The sequence below is a fragment of the Bradyrhizobium sp. SZCCT0231 genome, from assembly GCF_018130245.1.
In the GTDB taxonomy this organism is placed as follows: domain Bacteria; phylum Pseudomonadota; class Alphaproteobacteria; order Rhizobiales; family Xanthobacteraceae; genus Bradyrhizobium; species Bradyrhizobium japonicum_F.
This window is the reverse complement of record NZ_JAFCKP010000003.1, coordinates 92,923-119,516: the sequence shown is the minus strand read 5'-3', so window position 1 is coordinate 119,516 and position 26,594 is coordinate 92,923. Positions and strand designations below refer to the sequence as shown.

Annotated in this window: 18 protein-coding genes; 3 read left to right on the top strand and 15 right to left on the bottom strand. The window is 65.0% G+C overall.

The features are described from left to right. Positions 1 to 32: 32 nt before the first annotated feature. From JQ566_RS10930 to JQ566_RS10870, 13 genes are all read right to left on the bottom strand, one after another. Complete coding sequence (locus JQ566_RS10930; RefSeq protein ID WP_212372248.1) at positions 33 to 800, bottom strand: hypothetical protein; 768 nt, start codon at positions 798 to 800, stop codon at positions 33 to 35. Between the two features lie 138 nt (positions 801 to 938). Next, positions 939 to 1,214 (bottom strand): DUF1488 family protein, encoded by a 276-nt coding sequence (locus JQ566_RS10925; protein WP_212372247.1) that lies wholly within the window; start codon positions 1,212 to 1,214, stop codon positions 939 to 941. 80 nt (positions 1,215 to 1,294) lie between these two features. After that, a complete protein-coding gene (locus JQ566_RS10920; protein WP_212372246.1) occupies positions 1,295 to 2,764 on the bottom strand; it encodes an AMP nucleosidase in 1,470 nt (489 codons plus the stop codon). 217 nt (positions 2,765 to 2,981) lie between these two features. After that, positions 2,982 to 4,316 (bottom strand): HlyD family type I secretion periplasmic adaptor subunit, encoded by a 1,335-nt coding sequence (locus JQ566_RS10915; RefSeq protein ID WP_212372245.1) that lies wholly within the window; start codon positions 4,314 to 4,316, stop codon positions 2,982 to 2,984. Positions 4,317 to 4,326: 10 nt separating this feature from the next. After that, complete coding sequence (locus JQ566_RS10910) at positions 4,327 to 6,075, bottom strand: type I secretion system permease/ATPase (RefSeq protein ID WP_212372244.1); 1,749 nt, start codon at positions 6,073 to 6,075, stop codon at positions 4,327 to 4,329. Positions 6,076 to 6,336: 261 nt separating this feature from the next. Then, on the bottom strand, positions 6,337 to 6,606 hold the full coding sequence (locus JQ566_RS10905; RefSeq protein WP_212372243.1) for a GlsB/YeaQ/YmgE family stress response membrane protein: 270 nt from the start codon (positions 6,604 to 6,606) through the stop codon (positions 6,337 to 6,339). Positions 6,607 to 6,699: 93 nt separating this feature from the next. Then, the gene (locus JQ566_RS10900) at positions 6,700 to 7,674 is read right to left on the bottom strand and encodes an ABC transporter ATP-binding protein (RefSeq protein WP_212372242.1); all 975 of its coding nucleotides are present in this window, start codon (positions 7,672 to 7,674) and stop codon (positions 6,700 to 6,702) included. After that, positions 7,671 to 9,086 carry an amidase gene (locus JQ566_RS10895; RefSeq protein WP_212372241.1) on the bottom strand — a complete coding sequence of 472 codons (1,416 nt, stop codon included), beginning with the start codon at positions 9,084 to 9,086 and terminating at the stop codon, positions 7,671 to 7,673. The genes JQ566_RS10900 and JQ566_RS10895 overlap by 4 nt, the downstream gene beginning before the upstream one ends. Continuing rightward, positions 9,083 to 9,280 (bottom strand): hypothetical protein, encoded by a 198-nt coding sequence (locus JQ566_RS10890; protein ID WP_212372240.1) that lies wholly within the window; start codon positions 9,278 to 9,280, stop codon positions 9,083 to 9,085. Before JQ566_RS10890 ends, JQ566_RS10895 begins: the two co-directional genes overlap by 4 nt. Then, on the bottom strand, positions 9,277 to 10,338 hold the full coding sequence (locus JQ566_RS10885) for an ABC transporter ATP-binding protein (protein ID WP_212372239.1): 1,062 nt from the start codon (positions 10,336 to 10,338) through the stop codon (positions 9,277 to 9,279). Before JQ566_RS10885 ends, JQ566_RS10890 begins: the two co-directional genes overlap by 4 nt. Before the next feature lie 3 nt (positions 10,339 to 10,341). Beyond that, positions 10,342 to 11,244, bottom strand: a complete 903-nt coding sequence (locus JQ566_RS10880) for an ABC transporter permease (protein ID WP_212372238.1) — start codon at positions 11,242 to 11,244, stop codon at positions 10,342 to 10,344. Between the two features lie 3 nt (positions 11,245 to 11,247). After that, on the bottom strand, positions 11,248 to 12,201 hold the full coding sequence (locus tag JQ566_RS10875; protein WP_212372237.1) for an ABC transporter permease: 954 nt from the start codon (positions 12,199 to 12,201) through the stop codon (positions 11,248 to 11,250). Positions 12,202 to 12,478: 277 nt separating this feature from the next. Then, the gene (locus JQ566_RS10870) at positions 12,479 to 14,140 is read right to left on the bottom strand and encodes an ABC transporter substrate-binding protein (RefSeq protein WP_212372236.1); all 1,662 of its coding nucleotides are present in this window, start codon (positions 14,138 to 14,140) and stop codon (positions 12,479 to 12,481) included. A 199-nt stretch (positions 14,141 to 14,339) separates the two neighbouring features. Between JQ566_RS10870 and JQ566_RS10865 the strand changes: the two genes are divergently transcribed. After that, positions 14,340 to 15,935: an ABC transporter substrate-binding protein gene (locus JQ566_RS10865; protein ID WP_212372235.1), complete on the top strand. Its 1,596-nt coding sequence runs from the start codon at positions 14,340 to 14,342 to the stop codon at positions 15,933 to 15,935. A 259-nt stretch (positions 15,936 to 16,194) separates the two neighbouring features. Here JQ566_RS10865 and JQ566_RS10860 read toward each other — a convergent pair whose 3' ends face one another. Next, positions 16,195 to 18,426, bottom strand: coding sequence for a CHASE2 domain-containing protein (locus JQ566_RS10860; protein WP_212372234.1), 2,232 nt, complete (start codon positions 18,424 to 18,426; stop codon positions 16,195 to 16,197). 78 nt (positions 18,427 to 18,504) lie between these two features. Further along, positions 18,505 to 23,850, bottom strand: a complete 5,346-nt coding sequence (locus tag JQ566_RS10855) for a VCBS domain-containing protein (RefSeq protein ID WP_212372233.1) — start codon at positions 23,848 to 23,850, stop codon at positions 18,505 to 18,507. A 620-nt stretch (positions 23,851 to 24,470) separates the two neighbouring features. Here JQ566_RS10855 and JQ566_RS10850 point away from each other — a divergent pair. Both JQ566_RS10850 and JQ566_RS10845 read left to right on the top strand, forming a co-directional pair. After that, on the top strand, positions 24,471 to 25,202 hold the full coding sequence (locus JQ566_RS10850) for a transglutaminase-like cysteine peptidase (RefSeq protein WP_212372232.1): 732 nt from the start codon (positions 24,471 to 24,473) through the stop codon (positions 25,200 to 25,202). Between the two features lie 221 nt (positions 25,203 to 25,423). Beyond that, positions 25,424 to 26,539, top strand: coding sequence for a lysozyme inhibitor LprI family protein (locus JQ566_RS10845; RefSeq protein WP_212372231.1), 1,116 nt, complete (start codon positions 25,424 to 25,426; stop codon positions 26,537 to 26,539). Positions 26,540 to 26,594: the final 55 nt, after the last annotated feature.

Here is a 26,594-nt window from a genome sequence, read left to right as displayed (position 1 = left end):
GCCCACGCTCATCTCACCATCGATGCCCCTGCTCAGGGGCAAGACAAGCTATTACCGGGTTCGCGGCACAGCTTCGCGCGGACCTCGACGACATCGATTTTGCTATCCCTGGCTCGCCGCAGGCGCGAGGCGTAAGCCGAGTAAACTCTGTCTGCTGACAGCAGATTGAGCTGCTTCTTGATGGCCGCGCTGCACATCAGAGCGGGGTTGCCGTCGAGGTATCTCGACTGTGCCCCGAGCTCCTGCCGGGTGAGCTCCGCGAAAGGCCCCCGACGCAATTGCATCTCGATCGCTCCGAGCTCCTCGTCGCCAGCCTGCGCCCGGGCGACACCCTTTGTCTTGCGTTCGAATCCGTTCGCGATCGCCGCCCCGTGAGCCGCCCCGAGCTCCGCAAGTTCTTGTGCTGCGTCCGAAAACTCGCCGCGCTGGAAACCCGCCATGAGGAAGGACTTGCATGCCAATGGATCGCTCATGAGCTTCAGAAGGGCTGTCAGCTCCGCCCGGTCCACCGCATTGATGTGTTCGTCATCGGCATAGGCTTCCATCTCGTTCGCCAGAATGATGTTGAGCACGCCATTCGCGGCGGGCCATCCGCCTTCATTGAACGCCGCCTCGGTCTTTCGGAGCAAGACCTCCCGGAGGGCGGGATCGCTGCGGGCGATAGACGCCGCCAGTGGGAATCGCGCGAGGTTCTGATCGAAATCGCGTGCAAACCCGCTGGGCCCGGAGAGGCTGGCATATGCCAGATTTCCGGCCAGCAGGGCGACGGCGACGAGCAGCAGGAGTGATCTTCTGGTCATGCGAGAATGTTGGCGTGAATTACCGCGAGACATCATCGCACGCCGGGTCGGCGCCATCCATTGCAACTACAGGCTGCCGTTAACGAATCCTTTCGCAGCCAATCCTTTCACCGCCTGGCGGATCGCATGCAGGCTGGATTATTTTGCCAAATGCCGCATGAAAATCCGTACCACGTAACCTTGAAACCGCGGCGCCTCGTCGTAGAGATCTGACGCGATCCGCTCGATGGTCTCGCGCAGCGACAGGAATTGCGCCTGACGCGCACTGCTTTCGGTGCCCTGCATGCCCGCGAGCTCGTCCATCGCGGCGTCGCTGATCTGGCACTGCACCACATCGCCGTCGTTCAGCATGGTGAAGCGAAAGGCCAGCCGTTCAAGGTCATGGCCGATGATCTTGTCGCGCGTCAGCGGCATCAAGTCGTCCCGGTCGAGCCCCCCGCGCCGGACAATGCTGAAAATCGCCCCGCTTGTCAGCAGCAAAGTGCAGCTCGGCCCTACTGGAACGCCACTTCGGCAAAGCTTCGAAGCTTGCGCGAATGCAGCCGTTCGGATTCCTGCTGCTTGAGCCGTTCCAGCGCCTTCAGGCCGATCTCGAGATGCTGGCCGACGCGGCGGCGGTAGAATTCACTGGCCATGCCGGCGAGCTTGATCTCACCGTGCAGCGGCTTGTCGGAGACGCACAGCAGCGTGCCGTAGGGAACACGGAAGCGGTAGCCGTTGGCGGCGATCGCGGCCGATTCCATATCGAGCGCCACCGCGCGCGACTGCGACAGGCGGCGGATCACTTCGCGCCCGGAAATCTCCCAATTGCGGTTGTCGACGCTCGCCACCGTGCCGGTGCGCATCAGGCGCTTGAGCTCGAAACCTTCAAGCCCCGTGACGTCCTCGACCGCCTCCTCGAGCGCGACCTGCATCTCGGCCAGCGCCGGGATCGGCACCCACAGCGGCAATTCGCGATCGAGCACATGGTCCTCGCGCACATAGCCATGCGCGAGCACGTAGTCGCCGAGGCGCTGCGTGTTGCGCAGGCCCGCGCAATGGCCGAGCATCAGCCAGGCATGGGGCCGCAGCACCGCGACGTGGTCGGTGACGTTGCGCGCATTGGACGGACCGGTGCCGATATTGATCAGGGTGATGCCGCGATAGCCGGGCGCGACCAGGTGGAAGGCCGGCATCTGCGGTGCGCGCAGGGGCGCCGTCCCGCTGATGGCGCCGCCGCTGCTCGTGATCGCATTGCCGGGCGCGACGAAAGCATCGAGACCAGCCTCGCCCGACTGAAGCCGCTGCTGGCAGAGCTGCGCGAAGGCGTCGACATAGAACTGGTAATTGGTGAAGATCACGAAGTTCTGGAAATATTCGGGATCGGTACCGGTGTAGTGATAGAGCCGGCGCAGCGAGTAATCGACGCGGGCGGCGCGGAACAGGGACAGCGGCTCCGGCGCGCCCGGCTGGAGCTCGAAGGTGCCGTCGGCGATCGAATCGTCCATCGTCGCGAGATCGGGCACATCGAACGCATCGCGGAGCGAGCGCGTGACGGCGGAGCTCTCGCTGGTGGTGATGGCGGCCTCGATATTGATGTCGCGGCGATAGGCGAAGTGGATCGGGATCGGCTCGGCGGACTCGCCGATCTCGACGGGCACGCCGTGATTCTGGATCAGGAGCCCGATCTGCTCGGTAAGATAGCTGCGGAACAGATCCGGCCGCGTGACGCTGGTCTCGTGCACGCCCGGACCGGCGACGAAGCCATAGGCGAGACGAGAATCCAGCCGCGCATGCGTCGCGGTGGTGAGACGGACGAAGGGATAATAGGCCCGGACCCGCGTCGTGATCGCTTCGCCGCCAACATAAGCCTCGAACCGGTCACGCAGGAATTTCGTGTTGCGCTCGTAGATTTCTTCGAGCCGGGCAACGGCCGCGGACGCATCGGAGAAGGATTCGGTGGCGATGGAGGGTGGAGATTGCATGGTTCGACCGCCGGATTGTTTGGAGCTTGAGCCGAACTATAGCAAAGAAGGCGGTGCCGTAGGGTGGGCAAAGCGAAGCGTGCCCACCAATATGCGCGTCGTAAGAAAGATGGTGGGCACGGCGCGTTGCGCCTTTGCCCACCCTACGAGACCGAGTGCGTGGCACGAGATCCCGGATGCGCGTTAAGCGCGCTCCGGGACGACGCGCTTTCGCGCGTCACTTCTCGCGGAACGCCCGCATCAGCTGGTCGTGCAGCGGCTTCATCAGATAGGACAGCATGGTGCGGTCGCCGGTCTGGACGAAGGCTTCCACGGGCATGCCGGGAATCAGCTTGACGTCGCCGAGCCGGGCGACCTCCTCGGCCGGCATCGAGACGCGGATTGTGTAGTAGCCTTGGCCGGTGCGCTGGTCGGTGGTGACGTCGGGCGAGACGCGGCTGACGACGCCGTTGAGCTCGGGCGTGGTGCGCTGGTTGAAGGCGGAGAGGCGCAGCAGCGTCTTCTGGCCGATCTGGAGCTTGTCGATGTCGACCGGATTGACCTTGGCCTCGACCTGGAGATCGTCGGCCTGCGGCACGATCAGCATCAAGGTATCGCCGGCGGTGACGACGCCGCCGACCGTGTGCACGCTCGATTGCAGCACCATGCCGTCCTGCGGCGCGCGGATGTCGACCCGGCGGAGCTGGTCTTCGGCAGCGACCTTGCGCTCGATCAGCTCACCGATCTTGTCGTTGGTCTCGCGCAGGTCCTTGGAGACCTCGCTGACCACGTCCTTGTCGATCTGGATGATCTGGAGCTCGGTCTCGGTGATCTTGCCCTTGGCCTGGGCGCGCGAGGCGATGTACTGCGCGCGCTCGCCGTTGAGGCGGGCCGAGTCGCGTTCGAGCTGGGTCAGGCGCGAGATCTGCACCAGACGCTTGTCGTAGAGCTCGCGCACGCCGGTGAGCTCGTTCAGCACCAGCGCGATCTCCTGATCCTTGGCCTTCTCCTGGGCGCTGAGACCGGCAATTTCCTCGTTGAGCTGGGTGATGCGCTCGCGCAGCTGGGCCTTCTGTCCGGTGCGGCCGTTGACGCGGACGTCGAACAGCTTGGTTTCGGCCGACAGCAGCACCTTGACGTCCGGATCGTTGGCGCGCTCGAGGAGGCTTTGCGGGAATTCGATCTTGTCGACACCGCGCTGCTCGGCCTGCAGTCGTGCCGCGCGCGCCTGCGCGGCGTCCAGATTCTTGGTGACGATCGCAAGGTTCGCCTTGGTGACGGTGTCGTCGAGGCGCACCACGATGTCGCCGGCCTTGACCAGGTCGCCGTCGCGGGCGCGCAGCTCGCCGACCACGCCGCCGGTCGGATGCTGCACCTTCTTGACGTTGGATTCGACAACGATCTGCCCCGGCGCGATCAGCGCGCCCGAGATCAGCACGGTCGACGCCCAGCCGCCGAGGCCGACGACCAGGACCAGCACGATCACAAGGCCGAGGATCAGGTGAAACTTGATAGAGTCGCGTACGGTCTTCTTCGCGGCAGGCTTCGCGTCGCCGATGGCCATCGTGCTCATGACTTTGTACTCATGATTTGGCCACTCCGCCTTCGCTGACGATCTTGATCGGTGCCGGCGGCGTCACGCGCGGCTGCAGCACCTGGGCGAGCACCTGCTCCTTCGGTCCGAACGTCTGCATGCGGCCGTCGCGCAGCACCAGGATCTGGTCGACCGCCTCGACGCCGATCGGGCGGTGCGCCACCACGACGACGATGGCGCCGCGCTCGCGCGCTGAGCGGATGGCACGGGTCAGCGCCTCATCGCCTTCGGTGTCGAGATTGGAGTTGGGCTCGTCGAGCACGATCAGGAAGGGGTTGCCGTAGAGCGCGCGCGCCAGCGCCACGCGCTGCGCTTGGCCTGCCGACAGCGCAGCGCCCTGCTCGCCGACTTGCGTGTTGTAGCCCTCGCGCATCTTGATGATCATCTCGTGCACGCCGGCTTCCTTCGCAGCCGCGATGATGCCTTCAGAGGTCGCCGCGGGATCGAACCGGCTGATGTTCTGCGCGATGGTGCCGCCGAACAATTCGACATCCTGCGGCAGATAGCCGACGTGGCGGCCGAGCATGTCGGACGACCATTGATCGAGCGCCGCGCCGTCGAGCCGCACCTTGCCGCGCACCGGCTGCCAGACCCCGACCAGCGCGCGGATCAATGACGACTTGCCGGAACCGCTCGGGCCGATCACGCCGAGGCCGTTGCCTGCGGCGAGCGCGAAGGTGATGTCCTGCACCACGAGACGCTGATCGCCGGGCGGCACCATGGCGACACCTTCGACCGAGAGCCGGCTGGTGGGCGCCTGCAACTGGGTCGGCATCGTCTGCGCCGGCATCTGCTCCAATAGGCGCGTGAGGCGGTGCCAGCTCTGACGCGCGGCGACGAAGGATTTCCAGTGCGCAATGGCGAGATCGACCGGCGCGAGCGCGCGGGCGGACAGGATCGAGCCGGCGATGATGATGCCGGCGGTCGCCTCCTGGTGGATGACGAGATAGGCACCGACCGCGAGCACGGCCGATTGCAGCATCATGCGCAGCACTTTTGCGACCGCGCCGAGACCGCCGGCGACGTCGCTCGCCCGCTGATTGCCGGCGAGATATTTTTCGTTGGCCTCGCTCCAGCGCTGGTTCATCCGTCCGGCCATGCCCATCGACACCATCACCTCGGCGTTGCGGCGGCTGGCCTGGGCGAGATCGTTGCGCTGGGCGGCAAGGCCCATCGCCTCCTTCGCCGGCTGGCGGGACATGAACTCGGTGACCAGCGTCAGGCCGACCAGGATGATGGCGCCGGCCAGCGCGGTGACGCCGATCAGGACGTGGAAGGCGAAGCAGATGGCGAGATAGAGCGGCAGCCAGGGCAGGTCGAAGAACGCGCTGGGGCCCATGCCGCCGAGGAAGGAGCGGACATTGTCGAGATCGCGCAGCGGCTGCAGACCCTCGTTGCGGCTGCCGACCAGGAGCGGCAGGCGCACGATGGTGTCGAACACGCGCTTGTTGAGGGCTTCGTCGAGCGAGGTACCGATCCGCCCCAGGATGCGGTTGCGGATCATGTCCAGCACACCCTGCGCCATGTAGAGGAAGCTGGCGAGGATGATGAGGCCGACCAGGGTCGGAATGCTGCGGCTCGGCAGCACCCGGTCGTAGACCTCCAGCATGAAGATCGACCCGGTCAGATAAAGCAGGTTGATCATGCAGCTCATCAGGCCGACGCCGATGAATGCCGTGCGACAGGCGCGCAAGGCGTCACCGAGCTCTGAACGGCGGACGCCAGGGATGGCTGCCATCAGTCTGATCTCTTTCAGGTGGGGGCCACAGCCCCTGATTTCACGGGCAATTCAGGGTACTCGCCCCGGATTAACATCATGTTCGCTCTGCGTCCAACGCAGCCGAGTTCACCCAGAACCCTGATAGGCCACATCTACCTCTGACGGCCCCGCACGCAAGTCCGGTATTTCACAGTCTTTGCGGCTTTTTGGTGCAGAGGCTGCCGCCCTCCCCAGCTCAGGAGAGGCGGCAAGTTCCGATCCATCGAACCGAGCGGCCGGCTAGAGCCGGCCGCCGCCGCGCACCAGCCGCACCACCAGCAGCAGGATGACCGCGCCGATCGCGGAATAGACGATCTCGGATATCAGGCCGGTGCCGAGCCGAATGCCGAGCTTCGGAAACAGGAAGCTCGCCACCAGCGCGCCGGCGATGCCGACCACGATGTCGCCGATGACGCCGAACCCGGTCCCGCGCACCACCTTGCCGGCAAGCCAGCCGGCGACCAGGCCAACGAACAGGATGACGAGCAGGCCTTCGTTGGAAATGTACATAAGTGAGGTCCCTCTCCGTGAACGGAGCCATGGAACGGGAACCGGGATGAATGGGGTGTGAATGCTGCTCGCGGCCGGCCGGTTGGGCCGCGGCTACGTCGCAACAACCGGCTCTGCCAGCACGCACCGCGCCGCCCGGCCCGGACCCACCTCCACATTCGCAGGCAATTGCTCCAGGCAGCGCGGCTGGGCCACAGCGCAGCGGGGAGCGAAGGAGCAGTTGTGCGGCTTCTCGGCGAGCGAGGGCGGCGTGCCGGGAATGGTCTCCAGGCGGGCGCCGCGCTTGGCGCCATGGACGGTGGAGGCGAGCAGGCCCTTGGCGTAGGGATGCACCGGCGAGCGGACGATGTCGCGAAGCGTGCCCTGCTCCACGATCTGGCCGGCATACATCACCGCGACGCGGTCGCAGATCTCGATCGCGACGCCGATGTCGTGGGTGACGAAGATGACGGACATGCCGAACTCGCGCTGCAGCTCGCGCAGCAGCAAGAGGATCTGGATCTGCACTGTGGCATCGAGCGCGGTGGTCGGCTCGTCCGCCAGCAGGATTTTTGGCCGACAGGCGAGCGCGAGCGCGATCATCGCGCGCTGACGCATGCCGCCGGACATCTCGTGCGGATAGGCGTCCAGCCGGCGCTTGGCCGAGGGGATGCGCACGACCTCGAGCATTTCGAGCGCACGTGCCCTACCCTCCGCGTAGCTCTTGCCTTCATGGCGCACCACGCTTTCGGCGATCTGTGCGCCGATGGTGTAGACCGGATCGAGCGCGAGCGCGGGTTCCTGGAAGATCATCGAGACGGTCTGGCCGCGGAACGACGACAGCTCCTCGTCGTTCATCGCGAGCACGTCGCGGCCCAGCACGTTGACCGTGCCGGAGATCTGCGTGCGCTTCTTCGGCAACAGGCGCATCAGCGCGCGCAAGGTCACGCTCTTGCCCGAACCGGACTCGCCGAGCAGGCCCAGCACCTCGCTGTTGCCGAGCGAGAGGCTGAGGTCGTTCACGGCATAGACCGTGCGCTCGCCGGTGAAGCGGATGTTGAGGCCCGAGATCTCGACGAGTTTTGTCATGACGGCAGTTTCGGCAATCGATCGTGATAGTCGGTGGCGCGCTGGAAGGCCGCGCCGATGGTGAGCAGGGTCGCTTCGTCGAAGGAGCGGCCGATCAGCTGCATGCCGACAGGCAGTCCGCTTTTGGTGAAGCCCGAGGGAATGGTCAGCGACGGCAGGCCCAAGAAGTTCACGGGACGGGTGAACAGCGTCAGCCGCTGCAACAGCGACGGCGCGTTCGGGCCGCCACCGACATCGCTCTCCTCGATCGACGGCGCCGGCACCGGGGATGCCGGCGCGATCACCGCGTCGACGCCCGCGGTCGCCGCATTGTGCGCGGCAAGCGCCGGCCCACGCCAGCGCATCGCTTCGAGATAGGTGATGGCGGGAACGGCCAGGCCGTTCTGGAGGCGCATCAATGTCTGCGCGCCGTAATCCTGCGAACGCTCGATCAGCCAGCGCTTGTGGAAGGCGGCGGCTTCAGCGGCCAGCACGAGCTGGCTCGCCGCCTGCAATTGCCGCTGGTCCGGCAGCTCGACCTTGACGATGTCGGCGCCCTCGCGCTTGAGCACCGCAATGGTCTCGTCGAGCACGCGCGCGACCTCGCTGTCGAGATCGTCGACATAGTAGGTCGCGGGCACGCCGATCTTGAGGCCGTTCAGAGATCCCTTGGTCGCGGCGACGTAGTCCGAGAGAGGCTCGCGGCTCGCGGTCGGATCCTCCGGATCCGGGCCGGCCGTCAACGCCAGCAGCAACGCGCAATCCTCCGCGGTGCGCGCGAGCGGGCCGACCGTGTCGAGCGATTGCGACAGCGGCATAGCGCCGGCGCGGCTGACGCGGCTCCAGGTGGTCTTGAGCCCCGTGACACCACAGAAATGCGAGGGCATGCGGATCGAGCCGCCGGTGTCGGAGCCGAGCGCGGCATAGGTCAGGCGCGCTGCGACCGCCGAGCCCGAGCCCGAGGACGAGCCGCCGGTGATGTGCGCCACGTTCCAGGGATTGCGCACCGGACCATAATGGCTGTTGTGCCCGGTCGCACCATAAGCGAACTCGGCGAGATGCAGCGTGCCGAGCCGGACCTGGCCGGCATCCTTCAGCCGCTGCAAGGCGGTGGACGTGACGGTCGGCACGAAATCGCGCCGGATCAGCGAGCCGCAGGTCGCGACGTGGCCCGCGTCGTAGTACATGTCCTTGTGCGCGAGCGGCACGCCATGCAGCGGCCCGCGGGCGTTGCCCTTGGCGAGCTCGGCGTCGGCGGCCTCGGCCGCCTTCAGCGCGGCTTCCGCTTCGATCGACATGAAGGCGTTGAGATGCGGCTGCCATTGCGCGATGCGGTGCAGCAGCGCACGCGTCACCTCATGCGAGGACAGCTGCTTCATCGCGATCGCGCGCGCGACCTCGGTGAGCGTCATCAAGGCGGGCTCACGGCTCATTTCGACACCTTCTGCGTCTGCGCGAGCACGTAGGACGCCGGCTCTAGGTCGAAGGGCAGCGTGCCGGCGATCGCGGCAAAGCCCTCGAAGGCGGGCCCTATGGCATTGGAGATGCGGGTTGCGATCTCGTCGTCCACGGGCACGCCGGCAATTTGCGCGATCGGCTTGATCTCTTTCGGTGTCGGTCTGGTCATGCGGTCTTCTCCCTGGGCGCGCGGCTATGGCCTGAACCCGGAATCGCCATGTAGCACGCGGCCTCGTGGCCCATTCTATCGAGCGCGGTGAGCTTTGGTGTCGCATTTGCGCAGAGCGGCTCCGCAAACGGACAACGGGTGTGGAAGCGACAGCCCGAGGGCGGATCGATCGGATTGGGCGGGTCGCCCGATATCGGCGGCGTCTCGGTGCGCCTGTCGGGGTCCGATGACGGCATCGCCGCGAGAAGGGCGCGCGTGTAGGGGTGGGCGGGCGCGTCCCAGACCTGATCGACCGGACCGAGCTCGACGACCTCGCCGAGATACATCACCAGCACGCGGTCCGAGATGTAACGGACCACGTTGAGGTCGTGGCTGATGAAGAGATAGGTCAGGCCGAACTCGCGCTTGAGATCGGCGAGCAGGTTGAGCACCTGGGCCTCGACGGATTTGTCGAGCGCGGAGACGGCCTCATCCAGGATCACCAGCCGCGGCGAGAGAGCAAGCGCACGGGCGATGTTGACGCGCTGGCGCTGGCCGCCGGAGATCTCGTGCGGATAACGGTTGGCGAAGGTTTCCGGACGCAAGCCGACCTTGCCGAGCAGCTCGCGCGCCAGGTTGCGCGCCGCGCCATCGGCCATGCCGTGGACCTTCGGTCCGAAGGCGATGGATTCCTCGATCGTCAGGCGCGGATTGAGCGAGGCGTAGGAGTCCTGGAACACCATCTGCATGCCGCGGCGCAGCTCGCGCAGCGACAAGGACTGCCCGACCGTCATGCCGTCATAGATGATGTCGCCGTCATCGCGCGGCATCAGATGCATCAAGAGGCGCGCGGTGGTCGACTTGCCGCAGCCGGACTCGCCGACGATGCCGACGGTCTCGCCCTTGGCGACGGAGAAGGAGACGTTGTCGACGGCGCGCACGGTGCGCTTGGCGGCGAACAGGCCGCCGCGCACCGGGAAATGCTTGGTCAGGCCGTTGACCTGAAGCAGCGGCTGCGCGACGCCGCCGCGGTCCTCGACCGGTTCCAGCATGGCGACGGACGTGTTGGTTTCGCTCATGGCCTAGTTCCTGATGTCCATGGCGCTGCGCAGGCCGTCCGAGAGCAGGTTGAAGCAGATCGAGACCGCGAAGATCATCGCGCCCGGCAGGGCTGCGACCCAGGGATTGACGTAGATCGCGGTGCGCAGGGTGTTCAGCATCAGGCCCCATTCCGGCTCCGGCGGTTTTGTCCCGAGGCCGAGGAAGGACAGGCCGGCTGCCAAAATCATCGAGACCGAGATCAGGCTGGTCGCATAGACGAAGATCGCGCCCAGCACGTTGCCGAGGATGTGGACGCGCATGATGGTGAACGGTCCCGCGCCGGAGGCACGCGCGGCCTCGACGAAGTCCATGTTGCGCACGCCGGTCGTGACGCTTTCGGCAACGCGGGTGATCTGCGGCACGAACACGATGGTGAGCGCCACGATGGAGTTGAGGATGCCGGCGCCGAGCGCGCCGGAGATCGCGATCGCCAGCAGCACCGACGGGAAGGCGTAGAACACGTCCACCGTGCGCATGATCGCGGTATTGAGCTTGCCGCCGACATAGCCGGCAATGATGCCGAGCGAGGTGCCGATGCAGAAGGCGAGGATCACCGGCAGGATGCCGATGACCAGCGACAGCCGGCCGCCATAGATCAGCCGCGCCAGCATGTCGCGGCCGAGCTCGTCGGTGCCGAGCGGATAGCCTGTGGTGCCGATGTGGCGCAGGCGGCGGATCATCGAGCCCTTGTAGGGGTCTTCGAGACCGAGCCACGGCGCGAGGATCGCGGAGAGGAAGATCAGCAGCAGCACCAGCGCGCAGGCCATGCTGACCTTGTCGCGCATGATGCGGCGGCCGACGGTCGCCCAATAACCGCGCGCCTTGGTGGCGGGTGCGGCCTGCAGCGCAGCGTCGGCGGTGGCTGTCAACGGAAGCTCGCTCATCGGCTAGCCCCGCTTGATGCGCGGATCGATCGCGGCTTGGGCGATGTCGACCAGCAGATTGAGAAAGACGAAGAACAGCGCCAGGATCAGGATCGTGCCCTGCAGCAGCGGCAGGTCGCGCTGGAAGATCGCCGAGTTGAGCAGGAAGCCCGAGCCCGGCCAGGAGAACACCGTCTCGATCAGGATCGAGCCGCCGAGCATGTAGCCGAGCTGGAGCCCCATCACCGCGAGCGCGGTGGGTGCGGCGTTCTTGACGACGTGACGGAACACGCCGAGCTCATGCAGGCCCTTTGCACGCAAGGCCTCGACGAAATCCTGGGAGAGGATGTCGCCGGTGAGCGCGCGCACCGTGCGGGTGACGATGCCCATGGGAATCACCGAGGTCGTGATCGCCGGCAGCACGAGGTATTTGAGGTGCGCCCAATCCCACGCCCAGGAGTTGGAGCCGCTGGGCCCGGCGCCGACCGCGGGCAGCCAGTTGAGCTGGACCGAGAAGATGATGACGAGCAGCATGCCGAGCCAGTAATGCGGCACCGAGACGCCGGCGATGGCAAAGGAGGTCGCGACCTTGTCGATCCAGGTCTCGCGGAAATAGCCGGCGATCAGGCCGAGCAGGATGCCCATGGTGAAGCCGATGATGGCCGCGGCAATCGCGAGCGTGACGGTATTGCCGACCGCGCGCATGACCTCGGCGAGCACCGGGCGCCCGGTGGCGATGGAATTGCCGAGATCGCCATGCAGCGCGCGCAAGAGCCAGAGGCCGAACTGCACCGGCAGCGGCCGGTCGAAGCCATAGGCGGCGCGCAGCTGCGCGGCGAGCTCCTGCGACGCATCGGCCGGCAGCACGGCGACGAGCGGATCGCCCGGCGTGATGTGCACGAGCAGGAAGCACACCAGCGCCACGCTGATGACGATGGGGACGACATAGACAATGCGTCTGGCGGTATAGGCGAGCACGTTGGATTCTTTCTTCCCTTCTCCCCTTGTGGGAGAAGATGGCATAGGCCGCCTCCGGCGGCCGTTCTTCAAGTCGACGCCGAAGCGAAGCTTCGGCTACGGCGCCGGATGAGGGGTTCTAACCCCGGATACGGTCGTTACGAACGCGAAAGCGGTAACCGCGGAGAGAGCCCCCTCACCCGGCTTCGCTGTCGCGAAGCCACCCTCTCCCACATCCGCCTTCGCCAAGGCTTCGGCGGACAGGAGGGGAGAGGGTGCAGCGAGTACGCGGCGCGAATTACTGCTTGATCGACACCGGCGAGAAGTCGATGAACCAGCTCTTCGGCTGCACGACGCCCGTGACCTTCGGGCTCATCGCGCGGGGGCCGACGTCGTGGGCGACGTAGAGGAAGGCAGCGTCGTCGACGGAGGCTGCGTGCAATTCGGCGAGCGCGGCGTCACGTGCGCCGGGATCGAAGGTCTGGCGCGCCTTCTTCACCAGCTCATCGAATTTGGGGTTGTTGATGAAGCCCCAATTGTTCGAGACCGGCGGCGCCATGCTCGATTGCAGGAAGCGCACCAGCGCGAAGAACGGGTCCATCGCCGCGTAGGTGACGTTGGTCGCATTCGAGCCGTTGGCCGAGGGGTCCTTGGCGCCGCGACGCCAGTTGGTGAACAGCGTGTTCCACTCGATAACGTCGAGCTTCACGTCGAAATAGCATTCGGCCAGCGCCTGCTGGAGATATTCGTTCATCGCCAGCGGCTGCATCTGACCCGAGCCCGATGCAGAAGTCTGCGTCTTCACCGTCAGCTTCTTGTTGGGGCCGAAGCCGGCCTCCTGCATCAGCTTCTGCGCAGCCGCCTTGTCATACTTGATTTCGAAGGTCGGTTTTCCCCGCCAGGGATGGCCGGGCTCGAAGGTGCCGGTCGCCGGCACCATCAGGCCGCCGAGCAGGCCCTCCCTGAGGCCTTCGCGATCGACGCAGAGGTTTGCCGCCTTGCGCACGCGAATGTCGTTCCAGGGCGAGCCCTCGACGCGCGAGAACTGCCACGGCCAGACATGCGGCTGCTCGTTGGCGTAGAGCTTGAAGCCGCGCTGCTTCAGTTCGGGCAGCGCGTCCGGCGCCGGTGCTTCGACCCAATCGACCTGGCCGGACAGCAGCGCCGCGGTGCGCGCGTTCGCCTCCGGCATCGGCAAGAGCACCATCTTGTCGACCTTGGGCACGCGATCCTTGTTCCAGTAGCTCGCGTTCTTGACCAGCTCGAGCCGTTCGCGCGGGGTGAAGCTCGCCATCTTCCACGGGCCGGTGCCCGAGGCGTCCTTGGCGAAGGCGGTCCAGGCGGCTTGCGACTTCGCCTTGGCGTCGGCACCTTCGGCCTTGTCGTAGAAGGCCTGCCACTTCGCCGGGCTCGCCATGAACAAATTGGTGAGGTTGATCGGCAGGAAGCTGTCGGGCTCCTTGGTGGTGAGCTCGACCGTCATGTCGTCGATCTTCTTCGCAGAAGCCAGCGTCGGCATGCGCGAGGCGGTGACGCCGACCTGGCTGGCGTCGAATTGCGGCGCGTCCTGCTTCAAGACCTTCTCGACATTCCACACCACGGCGTCCGCGTTGAACGGCGAGCCGTCATGGAAGGTGACGCCAGGGCGCAGCTTGAACACCCACTTGGTCTTGTCGGCATCGTCGACCTTCCACTCGGTGGCAAGACCCGGAATCACCACGCTCGCCTTGTCGGCAGAGGACAGGTCCCAGCCGGTCAGCGCGTCATACATGGTGAGGCCGGTGAAGCGGTTGCCTTCAAAACCCTGATCGGGCTGGCCGAGGGTGCGCGGAATATCGGCAGCAGTCATGCCGATACGCAGCACAGTTTCCGCAGCGACCACGCTTGGCCAGGCGGCCGCGCTGCCGAGCGCCAGCAGCGCGATCAGCGCCGCGCGGGTCTTGTTCTTCTTGATAAGCATCGCTTCAGTCCTTCTCCGGCTTTCGATGATTAATTTTGATGCAATCGTATGCAATGGCTATGCCAAGGAGAAACAAATTCTGCAAATTGCCCGCGCGGCGACAAGTCCTTGTGATGAGGCACCGGCAAAACCGGCGCGCTGCCTATTCTGGCATCAAGATTGCACGTTTGGCCGCAGATCTTCCCTGGAGCTTTGGGCCATGCGTATTCGTCTGTCGACCTGTCTCGCCGTGCTTGCGCTGGCGTTCTCCGCAATCTCGGCGCGCGCCGAAACGGTGGTGCGCTATGGCATCTCGATGGCGGACATTCCGCTCACCACCGGCCAGCCCGATCGCGGCGCCGGCGCTTATCAGTTCACCGCCTACACGATCTACGATCCCCTGGTCGCCTGGGAGATGGACGTCGCCGATCGACCCGGCAAGCTGGTGCCGGGCCTCGCGACCGAATGGAAGGTGGACGATGCCGACAAAACCAAATGGCGCTTTACCCTTCGCAAGGGCGTGAAGTTTCACGACGGCAGCGACTTCAATGCCGATGCGGTGATCTGGAATCTGGACAAGGTGCTCAACGACAAGGCGCCGCAATTCGACAAGCGGCAGAGCGCGCAGGTGAAGACCCGCCTTCCATCCGTTGCCAGCTACGCCAAGATCGACGACTTCACGGTGGAGATCACCACCAAGACGGTCGATTCCTTCTTTCCCTATCAGATGCTGTGGTTCCTGGTCTCGAGCCCGGCGCAATATGAAAAGCTCGGCAAGGACTGGGACAAGTTCGCCAGCCAGCCCTCCGGCACCGGCCCGTTCAAGCTGACAAAGCTGGTGCCGCGCGAGCTCGCCGAGCTCAGCAAGAATCCGGACTACTGGAACAAGAAGCGCATTCCCAAGGCCGACAAGATCGTGCTGGTGCCGATGCCGGAAGCGCTGACGCGCACCAATGCGCTGCTCGCCGGACAAGTGGACCTGATCGAGACGCCGGCGCCCGATGCCGTGCCGCAGCTGAAGGCGGCCGGCATGAAGCTCGTCGACAACGTCACGCCGCATGTCTGGAATTATCACCTCAGCGTGCTGCCGGGCTCGCCCTGGACCGACATCCGCCTGCGCAAGGCGCTGAACCTCGCGATCAACCGTGACGAAGTCGTCGGACTGATGAACGGCCTCGCCAAGCCTGCCAAGGGCCAGGTCGACCCATCGAGCCCGTGGTTCGGCAAGCCCAGCTTCGAGCTGAAATACGATCTCGCCGCCGCCAAGAAGCTGGTCGAGGAGGCCGGCTACTCCAAGGCAAAGCCGCTCAAGACCACCTTCATCATCGCGCAGGGCGGCACCGGCCAGATGCTGTCGCTGCCGATGAACGAGTTCCTGCAACAGAGCTTCAAGGAGATCGGCATCGACATCGAGTTCAAGGTGGTCGAGCTCGAGACGCTCTATACGCATTGGCGCAAGGGCGCCGCCGACGAGATGAACGCCGGCATCACCGCCAACAACATCGCCTATGTCACCTCGGACCCGCTCTACGCCATCGTCCGCTTCTTCCATTCGGGCCAGATCGCGCCGGTCGGCGTCAACTGGGGCGGCTACAAGAACCCGAAGGTCGATGCCCTCATCGACGAGGCCAAGAAAACCTTCGACAGCGCCAAGCAGGACGAATTGCTGGCGCAGGCGCATGCGTCGATCGTGGACGATGCCACGCTGGTGTGGGTCGTCCACGACACCAACCCGCACGCGCTATCGCCGAAAATCAAGCAGTTCGTGCAGGCGCAGCACTGGTTCCAGGATCTGACGACGATCGGGGTGGAGTGAGGGGCGGCAAGCGCCGCAGTCGTAGGGTGGGCAAAGCGCAAGCGTGCCCACCGAGCTACGACGAGAGAGAAGACGTGGGCACGGCGCTAACGCGCCTTTGCCCACTCTACGGGAGTTGGTGTTTGGCCCACACAGGCGCGTCAAACTCGTCATTGCGAGCGAAGCGAAGCAATCCAGAATCTTTCCGCAGTGGCAGTCTGGATTGCTTCGCTTCGCTCGCAATGACGGAGTGTGAGGCACTGGCAGCGGCCCACCTGCCCTACTTCGTCAGCAGCGCATACGCCCCGGTCCAGCCCTCCGGCGGCGGATTGAGCTGGAAATCCTTGATTCGCGCTTCATAGAGCCTGAACAGCTTCTCCAGCGTGTCGGCGTCCTCGCTTTTGCGGCCGCGCTCGATCGCGTCCAGTGCGCCCTGCCAATCGCGGCCGCGGTAGCAGCCGAGCATCTCGATGGTGATGTTGCGCAGGCGCTGGAACGCGGCCGAACGCATCACGTCCTCGCGGCCCGCGATGGCGTAGATGACTTCCGGCTCGGTCTTGCCCTTGACCATGATGAAGTCGAGCTCGAGGATCGCGAACTTCTCCTTGGCGGCGAGTGCGGTCCTGGAGCCGATGATGATGGGAAAGCCGTACTCCTTCGACTGGCCTTCCAGGCGCGAGGCCAGGTTCACGCTGTCGCCGAGCACCGAATAGTTCTTCTTCAGGTCGGACCCCATGTTGCCGACCACGCCGATGCCGGTGTTGAGACCGATGCCGACATTGAGCGGGATGTAGACGTGGCCGCCCTCGGCCGCTTCCTGCTCGCGCTCCTTGTTGACCGCGTCGATCTGCTCGAGCATCCGGATCGCGGCTTCGCAGGCGTTGATCTCGTGCTCGGCATCGTCGAGCGGCGCGTTCCAGAACGCCATGATGGCGTCGCCCATGTACTTGTCGATATAGCCCTTGCGCTCGATGATGACGTCGGTCAGCGGCGTCAGGAAGCGGTTCATCAGCGCGATCAGCCCTTGCGGATCGCGCTTGTAGCTCTCCGAGATCGTGGTGAAGCCGCGCACGTCGGAGAACATGATCGTCATCTCGCGCTCCTCGCCGCCGAGCACGAGCTTTTCGGGCGACTGCGCCAGCTGCTCGACCAGCACCGGCGACATGTATTGCGCGAACATGCCGCGGATCTGCACGCGCTGGCGCTGCTCGCGCACGAAGCTGGCGAAGATCAGCGTCAGATAGATCGCCGTGGTCGAGAGCAGCGGATAGGTGAAGTCGATCAGATAGCGGTACTGCGCGTAGAAGAACCAGGACGTGCCGACCAGGATCGCAGCGAACATCGCACCGGCGAGCACGAGGCGCACGGGACCGAGATTCGGCGTGAAGATGATGACGAGCAAGCCGATGACGAGCGCGGCGAGCAGCTCGATGCCGAGCGCGTAGTTCGGCTGGGAAATCACCGCGCCGCTCAGCACGCTCTCCAGCACCTGGGCATGGATCTCGACCCCGGGCATGGTCGAGGACACCGGCGTGGTCTTGATGTCGTTGAGCCCGACCGCGGAGGTGCCGACCAGCACCAGCTTGCCGGCGAGCTTGGCGGGCGGCACGGTGTTGTCGAGCACGTCGGCCGCCGAGACGTAGATCGAAGGATCCTGGCGCGCATAGTGCACCCAGAGCTGACCGTTCTTGTCGGTCGGAATCTCCACGCCCTTGAGGCGAACGGCCCGCACGCCGGTCTTGTCGGTCCGGATCAGCAGCGTCGGCGTGCCCGTGGCGACGCGCAAAATCTCGAGGCTGAGCGAGGGCATGATGTTGCCCTGGGCGCGCATCACCATCGGCACGCGGCGGATCAGGCCGTCGCGCTCGGTCTTGATGGTGAACAGGCCGCGGCCGGCCGCGACCTTCTCGATGACGGGCACGTTGCGGAGCAGGCCGGGGAATTCGAACAGGAAGCGCTCGGCATTCTCCTCGCCGACCGTCGCGATGCCGGTGAAAGGCAGCGACTTGTCGATCTCGGACGAGATCGCCCGCTGCCCGGTCTCACCCAGCACCACGCGCGAGCGCTTGATCGCCTCGGCAAGGATCTGGTCGTTGGTCGGCAGCTCGCGCAGCTTGGCACGCGTGGCATCGTCGAGATAACGCATCTGGCCCGCGACCAGATCCGGATTGAGGCGGTCGGGCTCCGCAAACACCACGTCGAAGCCGATCGCCACCGCGCCCTTGTTGGTGAGGTTCTGGATCATATCGGCGATCCGCGTCCGCGGCCACGGCCACTGGCCAAGCTTGGCGAGGCTCTTGTCGTCGATATCGACGATGGTCACCGGCCGCGCCGTCTTGTGCCTGGGATCGATCAGCTGGAACATGTCGAAGGTGCGCAGCCGCAATTCCTGGATCGGCGGCGGATCCCAGAGGCGCGCGCCGGCAAACAGAACCAGCAGCGCAAGGCACATCAGCCGCGCAAAGCCGAGCTTCCGCGCAAACCACCGCCTCAGGATCTTCAGACGTTTCATGCCAGCTGGAATATCACGCTTTGACGGCGAGCGGCAGCTCCGATCGGGTGTGCAGACGATGGACCTCGCCCACGCGCGTCAGGAATGCACGATGAAGTCGCTCGCCTGAAGACTGACGCCCTTCACGAGGATGGTGTTCGCCGCATCGAGCGTGATCAGGGTGTCTGTCCCCGACGCGGTCACATGCTGGGTCATCCAGTCGGACACGCTGGCGGTGGTCACGACGGCCGACAGATCGATGTGATCCTGATTGTGCGTGAAATCCAGGATCATGTCGCGGTTGGAGTTGGCCGCAAACACGAACTGATCCTGATAGCCGGTCCCGAACAGCACATCCTTACCGTTTGTGCTGGCGAGGGTGACCGGGCCTTGTTCGGTCAGGTTGAAGATCAGGTTGACCGTGTCGCTCGCACCGTGGCCGTCGGTCACAGTGATCGCCAGCTTATCCGTCGCAAGCGCGCTCTGGCTCGGCTCGGTGTAGGTCAGCCCCTGGAGTGCTGAATTGACGCTCGCCAGGGTATCGGACGTCGGTGCAGGCTCCACATAGGTGCCCGAATCCGCCGCCGCGGTGAGTACGAAGGTTTCATCGAGAGCAGCGTCGGCGTCGCTGACCGTGATGCCGTGGACGAAGATCTGGTCGCCTTCCTGCGTGACGTTGATCTGATCGACGTTGATCACCGGAGCGACATTCCCGTCGTTCGCGCCGGTCACGTCCACCGTGAGCGTTGCCGCGCCGGTCGCACCATGCGCGTCCGTGGTCTGGACCGTGAAATTATCCTCGTAGGATCCTTCCGCCAGCGCGTTGATCGCGTCGGCGTTCGGAACATAGCTGTAGCTGCCGTCGGCGTTGACTGTCAGCGAGCCGTACAGACCCGTCGCCGTCCCATGACAATCCGCATTGAGGACGGCGTAGGTCAGCGTCGCCGTCTCGCCGCTGTCCGCATCGCTTCCGGCCAAATACCCGGTGAGAGGAACGAAGGTGTCGGTTGCGGCCGTGTCCGTGAGCGGACCGATGTGGAGGTCGGATAGCGTCGGCGCGTCGTTCGTGCCGGCGATGTTGATGGTGACGACCCCACCCGTGCCAGCGCCATCCGCATCCGACGGAACGATCGTGTATTGCAGCGACAGCGTCTGGCCGGCGGCGAGGAAGTCAAAGGCCTGGCTACCCGAATTGAAATTCCAAGTGAACTGGGCGTGGGTGGCCGTGCCGTTCAGGATATCGCCGGACGGAACGGTGAGATAGTTCAGCAGGGCCTCATGCGACAGCCCGCCGACATTGCCGGTTTGCAGCACTCCGCCGAGAGAGACCTGCAGCTGGCTGACCGACACCGTGACGTGATCGGTCGCGTCGACGTCGGAGACCGCCAGCACGCCGTGCGAAAGCTGACCCGCATTGGTTTCCATCAGATCGGCAACGGCACCGCCTGGTCCGGAGGTGCCGCTGGCCCAGTCCGCATCGCCCTCGATCATAAGGCTCTTGGCGGGATTGACCGTATTGGAGGCCGTCGTCCCGCTGCCGTCGCCGAGCTGATAATAGGCAGCAAGATTCGCCTCACCGCCCGTGAGCGCGGTGAAATCGATCGATTGGATCTGCGCCTGCGTGAGCACGGTGGTCCAGACGCTGACATCGGCGATCGAGCCGTAGAAGCCTTCGGTGCCAAAGCCCGCCGCGCCCGGGTCGCTCGCGGCACCAATCATCATGTAGGACGCCGACGGATTCGACGGACTGCCGTCGATCGGGTTGACCGTCCACGACTGCGAATATTCGAGGTGCCCGTCGAGATAGAGCTTGAAGGTGTCGTTCTCGCGCGTCAGCGCAATGTTGTGCCACTGCGACGCCGTGAGTGCCACGCCGGTATCGGCGATCTGGCGGCCGCCCGCGAGAATCTGCAGCTCCATCGTACCATCGGTGTTGACGGTGCCGAGGAGACCGAAGCCGGCGGTCGAAGTGTTGCCGTTGTAGAACAGGATCTGGCCGTGGCCGGCATCTGCCGCGCCGTTCCAGTTGACCCAGCCGTCCAGCGTCACGTCATCGGTGGCCACCGTCGGCACCTCGCCGACGGCAATCGTCTGGCCGTCGAAATTCATGTAGTCCGACGTCACATAGGAAACCGCCGGCGCATCGTTGGTGCCGGTGATCGTGACGGTGACGTCCTGGCTGACGGTGCCGCCATGATGATCGTCGAACGTGACGGTATAGACCTGGGTGATGGTCTGGCCCTGCGCCAGCGACTGCAGCACGGGATTGCTGTTGTCGAGCGTGAAATGCCAGCCCAGCGTCGCGCCGTTGCTGGTGTCGCTGCCGGATTCGGCCACCGACGAATCGATCGAGAAAGTGCCGATATGCGAACCGGTCCCGAAGCCCGGGAGATCCGTGCTGACGGACGACGACTTGAACGACCACTCCGCCGTGTGGGTGTCGATCAGGTCGAGGTCCTGGATCGCCAGCGTGCCGCAGGTCGTCAGCGAGGCGCCGTCGTCCTCGGTGACCGCGCCCGTCGCCGCGGCGGCATCGCTCGTGATCGTCGGCGCGTCGTTGGCGCCGTTGATCGTGACGGTGACGTCCTGCGATACCTGCGCGCCGTGGTTGTCGGTGAAGGTGACGGTATAGACCTGGGTGATGCTCTGGCCCTCAGCCAGCGACTGAAGCACCGCGTTGTTGTTGCCGAGGCTGAAGTGCCAGCCCAGCGTCGCACCATTGTCGGTGTCGGTGTTGAACTCCGCGACATCGCAATCGATCGTGAAAGTGCCGAGCGGCGTGTCGTCGTCGAAGCCAGGCAGATGCCCACTCGAGGTCGACGACTTGAACACGGCCTGCGCCGTGTGGGTGTCGATCAGGTCGAGATCCTGGATCGCCAGCGTGCCGTCGATCGACAGCGTCGCGCAGCTATCCTCAGTGACGCTCCCCTTTGCAGCGTCGGCATCGCTCGTGACGGTCGGCGCATCATTCGTGCCGGTGATGGTGACCGTCACGTCCCGGGTGACCGTCCCGCCGTGATGGTCGTCGACCTTGACAGTGTAGACCTGGGTGATGGTCTGGCCTTCGGCCAGCGACTGGAGTACCGGGTCGTTGTCGTTGAGCGTGAAGGTCCAGCCCACCGATCCGCGCGTGCTGACACCCGGACTCTCGCTCACCGCCGTCAGCGCAAAGGTACCGATATGCGAGGTGCCGTTGCCGAAGCCGGGCAGATGCGCGTTCGACGTCGTCGACTTCAGGACGAAGCTCGCGCCGTGCGTATCCGTGAGATCGGGGTCGTTGAAGGCGATGGTGCCGCTGGCCAGCAGGCTCGCCGCGGCGTCCTCTTTCACGGTGCCGGTCGGCGTGGTCGAGTCCTCGACAATCGTCGGCACGTCGTTGGTGCCCTCGACATTGACGTCCGCGCCGTCGATGGACACGGTAATCGGCGTGCTGACGACGCCGCCGTGCCCGTCATCGACCTGCACCACGTAGTTGAGGATCAGCTTCTCGTCCTCAGCCAGGAAGTCGAAGAGATGGTCGGGAACGCTGTAGGTCCAGGTGGCCGAGCCGTTGTTGCCGTTGCCCGCGCCCTGCACCACGGTCAGCGGCACCTCGACGGCTGCGATCGCGGCGCGTTGCTCCGGCGTCAGCGTCGCGGTGATGTCGTTGCCTTCCGCATCGAGATATTTGAACGGCTGGGCGGACGAGAGCGCCGCGCTCACGATCGGCCGGTCCGTCAGATCGACGTCGGTGAAGGTGACCGTGCCCGTGATGGTGTCCAGAGCCTCGTTGCCGGTCCCGACCTTCTCGATGACGGTTCCGCCGGACGTCGCCACGGTGGGCTTGTCGTTCGTTCCCGTGATGGTGATGGTGATCGGGATGAACTTGCTCTCGGGGCTCACCGTGAAATTGGTGTCGACGCGGAACACGTAGGTCAGCGTCAGCGTCTCGCCGGCTGCCAGGAAATCGAAGACTTTGTCCGGGATCGTGTAGGTCCAGACCGCCGAGCCGTTGTTCTCGTTGGCGGGGTCGGCAACGACGCTGATCTGGATCTGCGTCGCCGCGATATCCTGCTTCTGGAGCGCGGTGAGCGAGCCGGTGACGTCCTGCTGGCCGGCATTCTTGTAGACATAGTTCGGTGCCTCGGCGAGGCTGACGCTCACCGTCGGCCGGTCGCCGAGGTTTTGATCGACGAATCGGATCAGGCCGGAAACCGTGTCAGCGTGCGTGTCGCCGGTGGTGTCCGCGCGCTCGGTCAGCGCGAACGCCGTCTTCACGTTGCCGCTGGCGTCAAAGCTTTGCACAATCGGCTGGCCGGGAATGCGCACGACTAGCGGCGTGGACGCGCCGGGCCGCTCCGATCCCTGCAGATTGAGATTGACGAATGTCGCGGTCACGATGGCGCCGGATCCCGACTTGAACACCAGGTCCTGGCTGAACGGCGTGATCGTGTCGGTGAAGTTCGTGGTCAGCTTGGTGTTGGTGTTGTTGTCGGTGAACTTCTGCGTGAACACGTCCGTGATCAGCTTCTGAATTTCCGGCGACATCAGCGCATTGGAGATCGAGACGTTGCCGCCGCTGATCTGGATCATCTGGCCGGCCTGGTTGACCGTCGCGATCGGCAGCAGCGTGATCTTGTCGAACAGGATGTAGGAGCCCGTCGTGCCGTTCGGCTCGACCAGCACCTGGAAGCTCGCCTGCGGCTGCGGATCGCCGCCGCCGGCGGGAACGACGAAGTTGATCTGGGTCAGCACCGCGGTGCCGCGGATGCCCATGGTCGCGACCGGCGTGTCGACCTTCATGTCGCCGTGCTTGGCGGTCTCGCCGGCGACGAAGGTGATGGTGCCCGCAACCAGGCTGAGCAGCGAGGAGTTGCTCGACCCGTTGGGGTCGTAGACCATCTCGTTCAGCACCATCCGCGCATTGGAGGACAGGCCGAACACGGTGCCGTCGATGAAGGTGATGCCGAGCGTCGAATCGGCGCCGGTCGAGACCACGTCACCCTTCTCGACATTGTCGCCGTTGTTCAGGATGACCGAGACGCCGTTGCGGATCGCGGTCGCGCTGCCCACGAGCTTCGTGACGTGACCGATGACCTGAGCGGCCGCAGCGCCGGGCGCGGCCTGGGCAACCTGGACGTGGCCGGTGAGGGCGTTGACGATGTCGCCGGTGAGATGGGCGCCGTCGGGCGAGGCGATCGCGGCGCGCTTGTCGCCCCTGAAATAATCGTGAACCACGAACTCATGCCCTTCGTGGGACAGCACGAGATCGAGGCCGGCGCGCTTGAACTCGCCGTTGAAGATCAGGTTGGGGTCGGGAACAACGAACGCGCCATCAGGCACATGACCGTGCGCTTTTGCGATGAAGGGCTTGGCCGCAAAGGAATCGGCATGGCCGTAGGCGGGCGCGCTGGAACCCTCGCCGTTCAAGGAGGTCGCGGCGTCAAATTTGCCAGCGTAGTTCAACCGGGCACCGTAAAAAGGGTTAAAATCTAAGTAAGTATCGACTGCCTAAGCTTGCTTAGCATTACCAAGTCCTTAGCGAAACCGTCTATTGCTTGTGTGATTTCGCGTCACTTGGCCGTAAGAGCCTCCGCACGGCGGCGCCTTCCCAGACAAGCGGAAGTAATATTTCAAGCATTCTGAAGTCGAAACAGGCTTAGATGCACGCATTTCCCGTCCCCCCAAGTCGTCTATCGTACAGTTGGTAGAATAGATACTTGCGTCATCTTTCCTTCGTGGTGCCCTGCAGCATCCTGCGGCAAATACGGGGCTAAATCTGTGACCTAACTAACAGAACCCGTAAAATAGCGGGCCGTTAGCCATGAGAGGCAGAATCGGCAGCCTCGCAACTTCTGCCTGCAACTGGCTCCATTTCGCGGCGGCGAAGCCTCCCTAGCCTCCGAATCGTAAAATTTTACGCAATTCGAACAGGCCCGTTTCAGCCTGTCACCCGGTTCTGGGGCCCCTGCCGGGCGCGTTAAGCAGAACAAAACGGCCCGTCTCGCACTATCTCCGCGAAAGCAACAAAGCCCGGCACGTCGAGATCGAGGGGGATCTCGCGAAGCTCGGGAAGGGGATGTCAGATGGAGACTGCTGCTCGCTCGCGCGCCTGGCGCGCAATCCTTGTCTTGTGCGGCTTGATCCTGCTCGGATCGGCTGCCGAGCTTCGCGCCGGCACGCTGCTGTCGCCGGGCGCCGGCGTCCTCGTGCGCAAATCCGCCGAACCGTTCGGCGTGTTCGCCTTCGCCATCTCGTCCGGCAGCCTGCAGCAGAAATGGTCCGCGCTGAAGGACAAGCTCGACGACGACATGGTGCAGCTCGCGCTGTGCGACGGCGACCGGGACAATTGCGCTTCGCCCGCGGCCCTGAAGCTGCTCGCCATCGTCGACCAGGCCCGCACCCGCGACGGCCGCGCGCGCCTCGGCGAGACCAACCGCGCCGTCAACCTCGCCATCCACGCCGCCAATGACGGCACCGACGACGTCTGGAGCCCGCCGCTTGCGACCTTCGCGCGCGGCGCCGGCGATTGCGAGGACTATGCCATCGCCAAGCTGGCCGCGCTGCGGCTGGCGGGCGTTGCCTCTGAAGACCTCCGCATCGTCGTGGTGCGCGACGTCAGGGCCGGCGAGGAGCACGCGATTGCCGCAGCAAAGCTCGACGGCCAGTGGCTGATGCTCGACAATCGCCGCATGGCGATGGTCAGCGATGACGCGACCCGGAGCTATCAGCCGCTGTTCGTGCTCTACCAGTCGGCGGTGATGAAGTATGTCGACGAACCGATCCAGGTCTCGATGGTGGCCGCCGAGGTGCGTTGATCGAAGCGGCCTCGTAGCCCGGATGGAGCCAACGGGTCGGCGCGAAGCGCCGCCCGATGACAGGCTCCGCGAAATCCGGGACTCTTACCACTCGCACCGGCCCCGGATTACGCTTGCGCTCCATCCGGGCTACAGACCTCCCACTGTACACCCAGCACAAACCCATTTCACCGCGAGATCCCAGACGCTAGCATGGCGCCTTCCATGCGGGGGCTACTGGAATGCGATTCATCGTGCTGTCTGTGCTTGCGCTGCTGGCATTGCCGGCGACGCCCGCGTCCGCGCAATCCGACCGCTCGATCGCCGACAGGCTGCCGCTATTTGCCAAGAACAACTGCCAGCAGATTCGCGACCCCGGCAACCAATTGTTCTGCGGCGATGCCGAGCTTGCCGCTGCCGCCGAGAAGCTGGGCGTGGCGATCGAGGCGCGGCTCGCCCGCTTGCCCGATCGCCTGCCTGGAATCGAGGAGAATGCGATCTGGATCCGCCAGCGCAACCTCAGCTGCGGCATCGTCGGCCAGACCGCGATCCGCGCCGACGAATTCGACCGGGTCAAGGCGTGCCTGCTCAAGGTCACCGAGGAGCGCGCCGCCATCGTGCGCGATCCTGATTTCGACTGCCTCGCGGCCAACACCGCAGCAGGCGCGCTGATCTGCGCCGACCCGTCGCTGGCGCTTGCCGAAACCGAGCTCAACGGCCAGGTGCTCGGCCTGATCGGCAAATTGGACCCGACCGCGGCGCGCTTTGCCTTCGCCGAATACGGAAGGTGGACGCGAGAGCGCGACCGCAAATGCAATCTGGTCGGCAAGGAGAACGTGCCGCTGCAAGAGCTCGAATCCGCGGAGGACTGTCTCGCCGACCATTTGAAGCGCAAGACCGACGAAATCCGCGCGGCGAAGGGCGATCCCAGAAAAGTGTTCGGCCGGCAGGTCGCAGCCCGCTCGCCCGACACCGACGCGGTCGATTTCTGCGCCGCGCGAATCCATGCGGCCAATTCCTGCGGCAACTTCCTGCGCATCAACCGCGTCTATGCGCTCGACAGCCAGGTGACCGAGCAGGAGGCGCAGGTCACGGGCGAGATCGAGATGGCCGTGCTGACGCCCTTCACCATGTGCAGCAAGGTGGCCTCCACCTGCACCGGCACCTGCTGGGACGCGAGGACGGGTCGTCCGCAGCCGGGAGCCGGCAACAAGGAGCGCTCCGCAGAAGCCTTCAACGTCACACGCCGCCTGAGGATCCAGCGAACCTTCGCCTTCGTGAAAGCCGCCGACGGCTGGCGGTGCCGGGAGGACGAGCTGGCGCCGGTGAATTCGGGCACGGCGGGCGGGGGATCGTAGCTGGTCCTCTCCCTCTCCCCGTTCTTACGGGGAGAGGGTTGGGGTGAGGGGCTGC